Genomic DNA, 11,198 nt, shown 5'->3' with positions numbered 1-11,198 from the left:
CACTTTTCCTTCGTTTTTCGGCTATTGATGTGTCATCCATCGACCCGAAAAACTGGTCTAGGCTGCAAATGCCGGGACACGGAATCCGGTTGGCCGGGTATGCCGGACCAACGATGAGACCTGGCTGGAGTGTGGACCATGGGGAAAGGGATTGGCGGGTGGATCGGGGTCGCGCTCTGCGTGCTGCTGGCGGCATGTTCCGCCCTGGCGAACGCGGCGGAAGAGGCCGTGGCGCCCACGCAGACCTCCGCCGAACTGAAGATCGCCAATCGCGGCGTCATGGTTTTCCGCGCAACCGTACTCGGCGAATCACCCGAGGCCCGCGCCGCGCGTGCGCAGGCAGTGATCCGCGAGATGCTCGACGGCGCGGAGGAAACGGCGGTCCGCATCGACCCGATCCAGGACAGCTACCTGGTGCTGCTCGGTGACCGCCGGGCGTTCATCGTTTCGCCGAGGGATCTCGCCCCGACGGACAGCTCGGTGCGCCAGGCGGCCGAGGACGCGGCCCAGCGCCTGCGCCAGGTGGTGACGGAGGCGGAGCAGGCGCGCAGCCTGCGCTTCCTGCTGATCGCGGGCGGTCTCTCCGTCGCCGCCACGCTGCTCTACCTCGCACTGTTGCGCGGCATTTCCTTAGCCCGCCGGAAAGCCCTGTCCTGGCTGCCCGGACTCATGCGCAGGCACACCGGTGCGCTGCGGGTGGGCCATACGCCGCTGGTCGATATCGGCAACCTGTTCCCCCTGCTGCGGGGAATCCTGGGCCTGGTCTACTGGCTGCTGGTGCTGCTGCTCAGCTACGAGTGGCTGAGCTTCGTCCTGCAGCGCTTCCCCTACACCCGGCCGTGGGGCGAAAGCCTCGACCAGTACCTGCTGGCGCTGGCGCGCTATCTGCTCGACGCGGTAGTCGGCGCCATTCCGGGGCTGGTGATCGCCGTGCTGATCTTCTTCATCGCCCGGGGCGCCAGCGCGTTCAGCCGGCGGCTGCTGGAGCGCCTTTCGCGTCCCGGCATCGTCAGCTGGCTCAACCACGAGACCCTGCAACCCACCACGCGGCTGACGTCGCTGGCGATCTGGCTGTTCGCCCTGGCCATGGCCTATCCCTACCTGCCCGGCGCCGGGACCGCCGCCTTCAAGGGGCTGTCGGTGCTGATCGGGCTGATGATTTCCCTCGGCGCATCCAGCGTGGTGGGGCAGGCCGCGGCGGGATTGATCCTCACCTATACCCGCACCCTGCGCCCCGGGGAGTTCGTGCGCATCGGCGAACACGAAGGCACGGTCACCGAGGTGGGCATGTTCACCACCAGCATCCGCACCGGCCTGGGCGAAGTGCTGACCATCCCCAACTCGACGATCACCGGGTCGGTGACCAAGAACTACTCCCGCGTGGTGCAGGGCATGGGCTATGTGGTGGATACCGTGGTGACCATCGGCTACGACACGCCGTGGCGGCAGGTCGAGGCCATGCTGCTGGAAGCGGCGCGCCGCACGCCCGGCGTGCTGGAGAATCCCAGGCCGCAGGTGTTCCAGACCGCGCTGTCGGATTTCTACCCCGAGTACCGGCTGGTGGCGCAGGCGGTGCCGAGCGAGCCGCGGCCGCGCGCCGAGCTGCTGAGCATGCTGCACGCCAACATCCAGGACGTGTTCAACGAGCATGGCGTGCAGATCATGTCGCCGCATTACCTGGGCGATCCGGAGCAGGAGAAGTGGGTGCCGAGGGAGCGCTGGTTCACCGAGCCGGCGAAACGACCCGACCCCGGGGAGGAGCGGCAATGATCGATTTCGTCCTCGGCGCGCTGCGCTCCAACCCGGAGATCGCGGTGTTCCTGGCGATAGCGCTGGGCGTGCTGATCGGCCGGGTCCGGCTGGGCAGCTTCCACCTCGGTTCGGTCGCCGGCGCGCTGCTGATGGGCCTGCTCATCGGCCAGATCGGCCTGGACGTGCCCCATGAGCTGAAGTCGGTGTTCTTCGTGCTGTTCATCTACGCCGTGGGCTTCAAGAGCGGCCCGGAGTTCTTCGGCAGCCTGAACCGCGGCACCCTCAAGCTGGTGCTGTTCTCGGTGGTGCTGTGCGCCACCGCGCTCGGCGCCATCCTGCTGATGAACGCGATCTACCAGTTCGACGCCGGGCTCACCGCCGGCCTGGGCGCCGGCGCGCTGACCGACACGGCGATCATGGGCACGGCGAGCAGCGCCATCGCCCAGCTCCCCCTGGACGATGCCGCCAAGGCCCAGCTCAACAGTCACATGGCCGTCGCCTACGCCATCACCTACCTGTTCGGCACCATCGGCCTGATCGTCTTCGTCGGCAGCATCGCGCCCCGGCTGCTGGGCGTGGACCTGCGCACCTCGGCGCGCGAGCTGGAGCTGGAACTGGGCATCGCCATCAACGAGGACGCCATCAGCATCCCCTACACGCGCATCGTGGTGCGTTCGCACCGGGTCGCGGCGGATGCCGCCGCCGGCGCGACCATCGCCGACATCGAGCGGCTGCATCCGGCGCTGAGCGTCGAGCGCGTGGTGCGGGGCGGCCAGGTACTGCCGCGCGATCCCGCGCTGTTGCTGCAGACGGGTGACATCGCCGGGGTCTATGCGCTGCGCGAGGCGGTGGGCGAGCTGGCCGAGTGGATCGGCCCGGAGATGGATCACCCGGAATCGCTGTCCTTCCCGACCCGCAAGGCGGACGTGGTGCTGACTGCCGCCGAACTGGCCGGCAGGACCATCCACGAGATCAAGGCGCGCCTGGTCGGCAGCGAACGGATGGGCTGCTTCATCCAGACCATCACCCGCCAGGGTCTCGAACTGCCGCTGCTGCCCAACACGGTGCTGCGGCGCGGCGACGTGATCTCCCTGACCGGGCGCACCGCCAGCGTCGAGGCGCTGGCGGCGCAGCTGGGGCGCATCCGCGAACGCAGCTACAAGAGCGACATCGCCGTGCACAGCCTGGGCATGGTGCTGGGGGCGCTGGTCGGCATGCTGTCGACCCACGTGGGCATGATTCCCATCGAGCTGGGCGTGGGCGGCGGTGTGCTGCTGGTGGGGCTGCTGATCGGCTGGCTCAATTCCCGCCACCCGGAGATCGGCGCCCTGCCGCCGGCGGCGCAGTGGGCCTTCTCCGAGTTCGGGCTGACCGCGTTCGGCGCGGTGGTCGGGCTGCTCGCCGGGCCGGCGGCCATCGACGCCATGCAGGAGCAGGGCGTGGCGCTGCTGATCTCGGGCGTGGTGGTGACCCTGCTGCCGCCGCTGGTGGCGCTCTATTTCGGCCGCTACGTGCTGCGCCTGCATCCGATGATCCTGTTCGGCGCGCTGGCGGGAGCGCAGACCGAGGCCGCCTCGATGAACAAGATCATCGAGCAGTCCGGCAGCAACACGCCGGTGATCGGCTTCACCGTCTGCTACGCCATCTCCAACGTCCTGCTGGCGGTCTGCGGTCCGATCATCGTGTTCGTGGCGGGTTGAATTCCGTCGACTACAGGAAGGGAGGATTTCGTAAGACCGGAAAGCCTGATCTAGAGTGTTCCACGGGGCTCGCGTGTCGTTCAGCAGGGGTGTCGTACGGCAATCGCGCGCGAAAACAGCGAGAAAGCAAGGAACGAAGCGCATGAGAAACGAACTGATCGTCAAGGGTGTACTGGTCGGGCTCCTGAGTGCCGCCAGCGTGATGGCCCACGCGGCACAGGCGGGCGGCAACGGCTGCGGATGGGGCAACATGGTGTTCGAAGGCCAGCGCGGACTGTTCCCGCACCTGCTGGCGACCACTACCAACGGCACCTCGGGCAACGCCACCTTCGGCCTGACCTCCGGGACCAACGGGTGCAACTCCGATGCCGTGCTCGGCTATGGCGGCCGCTCGATCTTCGCCATGAACGGCATGCTCGACAGCATCGCCGAGGACATGGCCAAGGGGCAGGGCGAGGCGCTGGATGCCTACGCCACCCTGCTGGGCGTGGAGGCGGGCGACCGTGCCCATTTCGCCCAGGTCACCCGGCAGCACTTCGGCGACATCTTCGCCAGCAAGGACGCCACCGGCGAGGAGGTCTACCGCAACACGCTGGCGGTGATGGAGAAGGACTCGATACTGGCGCGATATGTCCGTCAGCAGTCCTGACGTCCAGGCGAACGAATGCCCTCTGCCGAGGGCATTTTGTTTGCGCCGGAAAGGGGCAGTCGCCGGCTGCGGTCCGACGGCCGGCCGGCAACCCGAAGGGAGACCGGCATGAGCAGCCCCGGCGAGCTGATCATCTGCGAATACTGCGACGCGGTTTACCGGCGTGAGCCGTTGCAGCGCCACCAGCGCGCCCTGTGCGTGCGCTGCGGCGGCGTGCTGCAGCGGCACAACGCGCTGTCCGTGCAGCAGCGCCTGGCCCTGAGCGTGACCGGCGCCCTGCTGCTGGCCTTCGCCAACAGCTATCCGGTGATGTCCATCAGCATGCAGGGGCTGAGCAATTCGGCGACGCTCTGGGATGCGGTGCTGATCCTCGGCAGCGGCAGCATCACCATCATCGCGCTGGTCATGGCCCTCTCGATCATCCTCGCGCCCTGCCTGCAGGTGGCGCTGCTGATCTGGGTCCTGACGTTCGCCCTCGGCGCCCGGCGCGCGCCGGGTTTCGCCTTCTGCATGCGCTGGCTCGAAGCCCTGCGGCCCTGGAGCATGCTCGAAGTCTGCCTGCTGGGCACCATGGTGGCGGTGATCAAGCTGGCCGGCCTGCTGGACGTGATCCCCGGCATCGGGCTGGTCGCCATGGCGGCGCTGAGCGTGCTGATCATCTCCATCGCCGGCAAGGACATCCGCGACCTGTGGGGGCAGGTATGAGCACGCCGCCGCTCGCCGCCGAGCTGAAGCTGTGCCTCTGCCATGGCTGCGGAATGGCCTGCGACGTGCGCCGCAACGCCCACCAGTGCGAGCGCTGCGGCGCGCCGCTGCATCCGCGCAAGAGCGACGCCATCACCCGCGCCTGGGCCTACCTGGTCGCCGCGCTGATCTTCTATGTCCCCGCCAACCTGCTGCCGGTGATGCGCACCGAGATGCTCGGGCAGGGCATCGACAGCACCATCGGCGGCGGGGTGGTGGAGTTCTGGGAGAGCGGGGCGTGGGATATCGCCCTGATCATCTTCATCGCCAGCATCGGCGTGCCGGCGATCAAGTTCCTCTCCATGGGCATGCTGCTGGTCACCGCCCAGCGCCACAGCGCCTGGGCCCGCCCGCAGCGCTCGAAGCTGTTCCGCTTCGTCGAGCTGATCGGCTACTGGTCGATGCTCGACGTGATGGTGGTGGCGCTGGTCGCCGCCCTGGTGCAGTTGCGCGGGCTGGGTACCATCGAGCCGCGCGCCGGCATCCTGTTCTTCGGCCTGGTGGTGGTACTCACCATGCTTTCCGCCATGAGTTTCGACCCAAGGCTTATCTGGGACGATGGAGAACCGACCGATGGACCACGACACCCCTGAACAGGCCTCGCCAGGCAGCGCCGAGGTTCGCACGCGGCGCTGGAACGTCTCGCTGGTGTGGATAGTGCCCATCGTCGCGCTGCTGATCGGCGCGTCCCTGATCGTGCGCAGCTGGATGCAGCAGGGGCCCACCATCGAGATCTCGTTCAAGACCGGCGAAGGGCTGGTCGCCCACAAGACCCAGGTGAAGTACCGCAGCGTGGTGATCGGCGAGGTGGAGGAAGTCGAACTGGCCAAGGACCGGAAGAGCGTGATCGCCACGGTGAAGCTGCACAAGGAAGCCGAGTCCTTCGCCACCGAGAGCGCGCAGTTCTGGGTGGTCAAGCCGCGCATCGGCGCCGGCGGCGTCACCGGCGTGGATACCCTGCTGTCGGGCAACTTCATCGGCGCCGATGCCGGCGAATCGAAGACGCCGGCCAAACGCTTCACCGGCCTGGAGGCGCCGCCGCCGATCACCTATGGCGAGAAGGGCAAGAACTTCGTCCTGCAGGCCGACGACCTGGGCTCGCTGGACATCGGTTCGAACATCTATTACCGCAAGATTCCCGTGGGCCAGGTGGTTTCCTATGCGCTCAGGCCCGATGGCAAGGGCGTCGAGATCGGCATCTTCGTCGATGCTCCCAACGACGCCTTCGTGACCCAGGACACGCGCTTCTGGAATGCCAGCGGCATCGATGTCGACGTCGGCGCCAATGGCGTGAAGGTCAATACCGAGTCGCTGTCGTCGCTGCTGGTCGGCGGCCTGGCCTTCGGTGCTCCGCAACGGCCCGTCGAGAGCCCGCTGGCGGCCGACAAGCAGGTGTTCGAGTTGTTCGCCGACCGCGAGACGGCCCTGGCGCCGCCTTCCGGCAGGGCACAGCACCTGCGCCTGCGTTTCGACCAGTCGATGCGCGGGCTGGCCGTCGGCGCGCCGGTGGAATTCATGGGGGTCGAGTTCGGCAAGGTCACGGCGGTATGGCTGGATTACGACGAGCAGCAGCAGAGTTTCCCGGTCATGGTTGATGCGGTGGTCCACCCGCAGCGGCTGGGGCCGGTGCATCGGAAGCTGCTCGCGGCGCGCGACCATTCCCCGGACGACGATGCCAGCGTCAGCCGGCTGATCGGCAGCTTCGTCGAACACGGCCTGCGGGCGCAGGCGCGCAGCGGCAACCTGCTTACCGGGCAGCTGTACATCTCGCTGGACTTCTATCCCGACGCGAAGCCCGTGGCCTTCGACAACACCGCGCGGCCGATCAACGTCCCCACCATTCCGGGCAGCCTGGCCAAGCTGGAGGAGCAGCTGCAGGAAGTCGTCGAGCGCATCCGCAAGCTGCCGCTCGAACGGATCGCCAACAACCTGGATGGCAACCTGCGTGAGCTGCAGAAGAGCATGAAGCAGTTCAACAGCCAGACGCTGCCTGGCGTGACCAATACCCTGGCGGAGGTGCGGACGACCCTGCAGACGGCCAACTCGGCGCTGGCCGAGGATTCGCCGCAGCGGGAAAAACTCGGCGACACGCTGGATGAGCTGGACCGCATGTCGCGTTCGCTGCGCGACCTGTCCGACTATCTGGGCCGCCATCCCGAATCGCTGATCCGCGGCCGCCCGAAAGCCGCCGACGCCAACAACCTGCAGCCCTGATCCTGGACAAAGGAGAGAATTCAGATGCCGAAGCTGCCCATGCTGCTCCTGGCCGGACTGTTCCCTGCAATCTGGGGCTGCAGCAGCGCGCCCATCCATTACCACACCCTGGTCCCCAAGCAGCCGGGAAGCCCCGTCAGCGGCAACGTCCGCGTGGAACGGGTGTCGATGCCGCCGCAGGTCGACCGCGCGCAGATCGTGATCCGCCAGGGCGGCAGCGGCCTGGCCATTCTCGAAACCGAGTGGTGGGGCGCCAGCCTCGTCGACGAGTTCCGCAATGCCCTGGAGGACCAGCTGGGCGCGCCCGCCAACGGCAACGCGACGGCGTCGTTGCGCGTGGACGTCCAGCGTTTCGACTCGGTCCCCGGCCAGTACGCCCTGCTCGACGCCAACTGGCGCCTGCAGCGGGCGGGGGCGGCCAGGGCGCTGGCCTGCCGCAGCAGCCTGCAGACGCCGGCGGCCAACAGCGTCGAGGCCCTGGTCAACGCCCACCAAGTCAACCTGCGCAAGCTGGCGGAACTGATTGCCCGGGCCAATGCCAGCGGCGCGAGCAACTGCCCCTGACCGGAGCGGTCGGCGCGGGGTCAGTGGAACGGGTAGATGTAGTTCAGCCAGGACGACATGCGCAGCAGGATCTTGCGCATCACCGCCAGTTCCTCGGCGTGTTCGCTATAGACCGCCGCCTGGCCGAAGGAGCCGCCGGGCAGGGTGGCGCGGTACGGCTCGAAGGCCGCGTCGGTGATGTCGAGGATCACCGGCACGCGCCCTGCTGGCGGTGACTGGCTGAAGCTGATCAGGTTGCCGCCCGGCTGGATCTGGCCTTCGCCGATCACCGGCAGCACGCGCCGCACGCTGGCCTGGAACACCTGGCCGGGCAGGCCGTCGAAGGCGATCTCGGCGGCGTCGCCGGCCTTCAGGCGCAGCTGGCTGTTCTGCCGCATCCAGGCCACGTAGAAGTAGTCCTCGTTGGGAATGAAAACCATGGACGGCCGGGTGGCGAAACGCGTCGCGCGCACGCCGGGGCGCAGGATCAGCTGGGAGACGATGCCGTCGGCCGGGGCGCGTACCGTGGTGCTGGACAGGTCGTAGCGGGCGCCGATCAGTTGCGCCTCGATGGCGTTGACCTGGGCGGTGGCCTGGTCGAGGTCGCGGCGGTTGCCGACGTTGCGCTGCACCAGCGTGGAGGCGCGATGGAGGTCGGCCCTGGCCGAGACCAGTTGCGCCTCCAGGGACTTGACCCTGCTCTCGAAGGGCGTCGGGTCGAGGCGGAACAGCACGTCGCCTTTCTTCACCGCGCGGTCGCGCTCCACCGGCACCTCGATCACCTGGCCGCTGACGTTGGGCGAGATGGGCGTGCTGATGAAGTAGCTGCGGGCCACCTCGGAGTAGGGGTGGTTGTAGTTCATGAAGAACACCAGGCAGCCCACCAGGACGACGCCGCCCAGGGCGGCGGTGGGCACGGTCCACTTGTTCTTCGGAATCCTGAACAGCTTGAAGACGGCGACGCAGATGGCGGTGTAGGTCAGCAGCAGCAGGGTTTCCATGTCAGTGGCCTCCCTCGCCGGTATGCCGGTCGGCGCCGCCGAGCGTGCGCTTGAGTTCCAGCAGTTCGGCCTTCAGCGCGGCCAGCTCCTGCTCCATGGCGGGGGGCGCGTCGCTCGCCGGGCCGCCCATGCCCCAGCCGCGGTCCTCGCGGTAGAGCGTCGCCCAGATCCACAGGAACGGCCAGATGGCGTGCAGGGTGAACAGGCTGACCCAGCCGGCCACGTGGATGGCGTCCTGGTGCGGATGATTGCGCTCCCTGGCGATTTCGTAGGGGATGTCGTGGATGGCGATGATGCCGTAGAAGAGGATCAGCGCGACGGCGATCAGGATTCCCAGGGCGACGTAGTTCAGCATCGGTTTCTCCTTCTGGCACTGACCAGGACGAAAAGGTGGGCACCCTCTCGACGTATTCGGCGTGCAATCCGGCCGCGCACCGTTGCCGGGGCCGGAGGATTTTCGGGATCGCCGGCCAAGCGGCAGGACGATCCCGAAGGGCAGGTCCTTACTTCGCCTTGAGTTGCTGGTACGAACTGACCATGTCCCGTGCCCAGCTATCGAGCACGGCGCGGGTATCGCTTGCCTTCATGACCTGGGAGGAGCTGTCCAGCTCGGCGCCGGCGCCCTTGCGCACCACCTGGGCCACCACCTGGTTATTGCCGCCATCGAGGAAGGCCGCTTCGGTGGCGATGCTGGTGTCCTGGTCGCGGATACCGGTAGCGGCGCTCACGCCAGCGGCCACCAGGGCGATGGGAATCACCTCGTAGGGCTGCAGGCCCTTGGTGCTGGCGCTGACCGCGGTGATCGCCGGACGCACCACCAGCACGCCCGGAGCGGGGCCGCTGGCCAGCGGCAGGACCTTGGCGAATTGCGTCTGCAGCGCCTGGTCGTAGGACTGGGTGATGCCCTGCAGGGTGCTCGCCGGAATCTTCTCGGTGGGTTGTGGCTGCGGATAGAGCTGGCTGGGTTCGACGTAGACGCTGGTATAGCGGTTCACGTCGACGCCGGGCTGGATCCAGCGCATGACCGCCGCGCCGGACGGCGACTTGTCTGCCTTGAGCGCGTCGTAGTTCTTGAGGAATCCGGAATATTGCTCGGGCTCCACGTACTTGCTCGCGCAGCCGGATAGCGCGAGCGAGGCGGCGCAGAGCGTGGTCAGCAGATACTTCGACTTCATCGTGTTGCTCCTTGTGGACGGACTTGCAGAGTGGTGGGGGCAATGCATGGAAGCTGACGCAGGCGCCCGCAGGCCCGGGCGCCTGCGGGCAACAGGCCGGACGTGCAAGGTTCAGGGAGGCGGGGGCGACGGGTTGGCTGGGTCATGCTCATCCCTCCAATGGATGTTCGGCTGGCCGCGGCTGAATGCCTGGCGAACGAGGAAATCCGTATCGATCGGCCCCGCCTGAAGAAAAAGGCGGACAAGCCATCGGCACTGGCCGACGGCTTGTCCTCGCTGCCAACTGGCATCGCAAGGAGCAATCAGGGAGTGTCGATGTCGAACCTCATCGGTTCACGTGTGCGGTTCAGTCTAGAGCGACTGCGGAAACCTGATAGCCGGAAAACGAAGTCCATGGCGAGGAGCGGGGCAGGCAAGGCGATGACTTCGCGCTGGCCGCATGCGCCGCGCTCCCTCGACTGCGGCTGGCCACGGCTTGCCCGGACCGATGCCGCTCAGTGCAACGCCGAGCTGGGCCGGTGCATGCAGCAACGTCACTCCCTTACGTTCATATGCTCCCGCGCCCAGGCGATGTAGTCGTCAGGGCAGGTGTATCGGGTGACCAGTTCCGAGACGCTGAGGCCATTGCCGCTGGCGATCCCGCGCTGCTCGCGCAGGCTGTCGTAGGTGGCCTTGATTGCCGCGAAATAGGCGGCATGGCCGTTCACCACGATGCGCACGCCCAGTTCCGCCAGGCGCAGGTCATCGCGCAGTTCCGGGTTGCCGTAGGTAACCAGCATCAATGGCACGCGCAGGTTTTCGGCGATGGCTTCGAGATGGGCGAAATCCTTCACTCCGACCAGGCAGATGCCGTCAGCGCCGGCCGCCTGGTAGGCGCGAGTGCGGTGCACGACATCGGCCAGCGGCTGCACTCCGGCGTGGGTGCGGGCAATGATGGCCAGGGCCTTGTCGTCGCGGACTTCCTGGGCGGCGCGCAGCTTGCCGATGCCCTCTTCGACGCTGATCAGATCGTAGGATTTGCGTCCGAACTGTGCCGGCAACAGCGTGTCCTCCAGCGTGAGCGCAGCCACCCCGGCACGCTCCAGTTCGATCACCGTGCGCATGGCGTTGAGGGCGTTGCCGTAGCCGTGGTCGGCATCGGCGATCACCGGCAGGCGGGCGACCCGGCCGATGCGGGTGGCCTGCTCGGAGAATTCGCTGAGGGTGATCAGGGCGATGTCCGGTGCGGCGAGCACCTGCAGGGAGGCGACCGAGCCGCCGAGGATGCCGACCTCGAAGCCGAGGTCAGCGGCGATCCGCGCCGACATGGGGTCGAACACGGATGCCGTGTGGTAACAGGCGGGACTGTCGAGCAAGGCTCGGAAGGTGTTGCGCAGGTCGTGGTGACAGGCTTTCTGCATGGTCTTATCCCTTGAATCTT

The 11,198-nt window shown here is 67.4% G+C and carries 11 protein-coding genes; 7 read left to right on the top strand and 4 right to left on the bottom strand.

All coding sequences use genetic code 11. From position 1 onward, the window contains the following. Positions 1–138: 138 nt before the first annotated feature. The 7 genes from BLR75_RS14190 to BLR75_RS14160 all read left to right on the top strand — a co-directional run bounded on the left by BLR75_RS14190 (position 139) and on the right by BLR75_RS14160 (position 7,623). Positions 139–1,770: a mechanosensitive ion channel family protein gene (locus BLR75_RS14190; RefSeq protein WP_084315433.1), complete on the top strand. Its 1,632-nt coding sequence runs from the start codon at positions 139–141 to the stop codon at positions 1,768–1,770. After that, entirely contained in the window at positions 1,767–3,452 is a 1,686-nt protein-coding gene (aspT, locus tag BLR75_RS14185) for an aspartate-alanine antiporter (RefSeq protein ID WP_084315432.1), read from the top strand. The genes BLR75_RS14190 and aspT overlap by 4 nt, the downstream gene beginning before the upstream one ends. Positions 3,453–3,594: 142 nt before the next feature. Beyond that, entirely contained in the window at positions 3,595–4,101 is a 507-nt protein-coding gene (locus BLR75_RS14180) for a DUF3015 domain-containing protein (protein ID WP_084315430.1), read from the top strand. Between the two features lie 108 nt (positions 4,102–4,209). Beyond that, on the top strand, positions 4,210–4,806 hold the full coding sequence (locus BLR75_RS14175) for a paraquat-inducible protein A (protein ID WP_084315428.1): 597 nt from the start codon (positions 4,210–4,212) through the stop codon (positions 4,804–4,806). Further along, positions 4,803–5,438, top strand: a complete 636-nt coding sequence (locus BLR75_RS14170) for a paraquat-inducible protein A (RefSeq protein ID WP_084315426.1) — start codon at positions 4,803–4,805, stop codon at positions 5,436–5,438. Before BLR75_RS14175 ends, BLR75_RS14170 begins: the two co-directional genes overlap by 4 nt. Further along, the gene (locus BLR75_RS14165) at positions 5,419–7,059 is read left to right on the top strand and encodes a PqiB family protein (protein ID WP_084315424.1); all 1,641 of its coding nucleotides are present in this window, start codon (positions 5,419–5,421) and stop codon (positions 7,057–7,059) included. The genes BLR75_RS14170 and BLR75_RS14165 overlap by 20 nt, the downstream gene beginning before the upstream one ends. A 24-nt stretch (positions 7,060–7,083) precedes the next feature. Further along, positions 7,084–7,623: a PqiC family protein gene (locus BLR75_RS14160; RefSeq protein WP_084315422.1), complete on the top strand. Its 540-nt coding sequence runs from the start codon at positions 7,084–7,086 to the stop codon at positions 7,621–7,623. Between the two features lie 20 nt (positions 7,624–7,643). On the opposite strand, the gene BLR75_RS14155 is transcribed toward BLR75_RS14160, so the two are convergent. The 4 genes from BLR75_RS14155 to BLR75_RS14140 all read right to left on the bottom strand — a co-directional run bounded on the left by BLR75_RS14155 (position 7,644) and on the right by BLR75_RS14140 (position 11,178). Beyond that, on the bottom strand, positions 7,644–8,603 hold the full coding sequence (locus BLR75_RS14155; protein ID WP_084315420.1) for an HlyD family secretion protein: 960 nt from the start codon (positions 8,601–8,603) through the stop codon (positions 7,644–7,646). A gap of 1 nt (position 8,604) precedes the next feature. Next, a complete protein-coding gene (locus BLR75_RS14150; RefSeq protein WP_084315418.1) occupies positions 8,605–8,958 on the bottom strand; it encodes a DUF3302 domain-containing protein in 354 nt (117 codons plus the stop codon). 148 nt (positions 8,959–9,106) lie between these two features. Beyond that, positions 9,107–9,778 carry a DUF3313 domain-containing protein gene (locus BLR75_RS14145; RefSeq protein ID WP_084315416.1) on the bottom strand — a complete coding sequence of 224 codons (672 nt, stop codon included), beginning with the start codon at positions 9,776–9,778 and terminating at the stop codon, positions 9,107–9,109. Positions 9,779–10,311: 533 nt separating this feature from the next. Next, a complete protein-coding gene (locus BLR75_RS14140; protein WP_084315415.1) occupies positions 10,312–11,178 on the bottom strand; it encodes an isocitrate lyase/PEP mutase family protein in 867 nt (288 codons plus the stop codon). Positions 11,179–11,198 lie beyond the last annotated feature (20 nt).

Origin of the sequence: Pseudomonas jinjuensis (assembly GCF_900103845.1) — a bacterium.
GTDB classification, from domain to species: domain Bacteria; phylum Pseudomonadota; class Gammaproteobacteria; order Pseudomonadales; family Pseudomonadaceae; genus Pseudomonas; species Pseudomonas jinjuensis.
Note: the sequence above shows the minus strand (reverse complement) of the source record. Positions and strands in the feature narration are given on the sequence as shown.

What these genes read in the sequence shown, in the direction of transcription:
- BLR75_RS14190 (WP_084315433.1), top strand. Translation starts at nt 139, where the DNA reads ATGGGGAAAGGGATTGGCGGGTGGATCGGGGTCGCGCTCTGCGTGCTG.
- aspT (WP_084315432.1), top strand. Translation starts at nt 1,767, where the DNA reads ATGATCGATTTCGTCCTCGGCGCGCTGCGCTCCAACCCGGAGATCGCG.
- BLR75_RS14180 (WP_084315430.1), top strand. Translation starts at nt 3,595, where the DNA reads ATGAGAAACGAACTGATCGTCAAGGGTGTACTGGTCGGGCTCCTGAGT.
- BLR75_RS14175 (WP_084315428.1), top strand. Translation starts at nt 4,210, where the DNA reads ATGAGCAGCCCCGGCGAGCTGATCATCTGCGAATACTGCGACGCGGTT.
- BLR75_RS14170 (WP_084315426.1), top strand. Translation starts at nt 4,803, where the DNA reads ATGAGCACGCCGCCGCTCGCCGCCGAGCTGAAGCTGTGCCTCTGCCAT.
- BLR75_RS14165 (WP_084315424.1), top strand. Translation starts at nt 5,419, where the DNA reads ATGGACCACGACACCCCTGAACAGGCCTCGCCAGGCAGCGCCGAGGTT.
- BLR75_RS14160 (WP_084315422.1), top strand. Translation starts at nt 7,084, where the DNA reads ATGCCGAAGCTGCCCATGCTGCTCCTGGCCGGACTGTTCCCTGCAATC.
- BLR75_RS14155 (WP_084315420.1), bottom strand. Translation starts at nt 8,603, where the DNA reads ATGGAAACCCTGCTGCTGCTGACCTACACCGCCATCTGCGTCGCCGTC.
- BLR75_RS14150 (WP_084315418.1), bottom strand. Translation starts at nt 8,958, where the DNA reads ATGCTGAACTACGTCGCCCTGGGAATCCTGATCGCCGTCGCGCTGATC.
- BLR75_RS14145 (WP_084315416.1), bottom strand. Translation starts at nt 9,778, where the DNA reads ATGAAGTCGAAGTATCTGCTGACCACGCTCTGCGCCGCCTCGCTCGCG.
- BLR75_RS14140 (WP_084315415.1), bottom strand. Translation starts at nt 11,178, where the DNA reads ATGCAGAAAGCCTGTCACCACGACCTGCGCAACACCTTCCGAGCCTTG.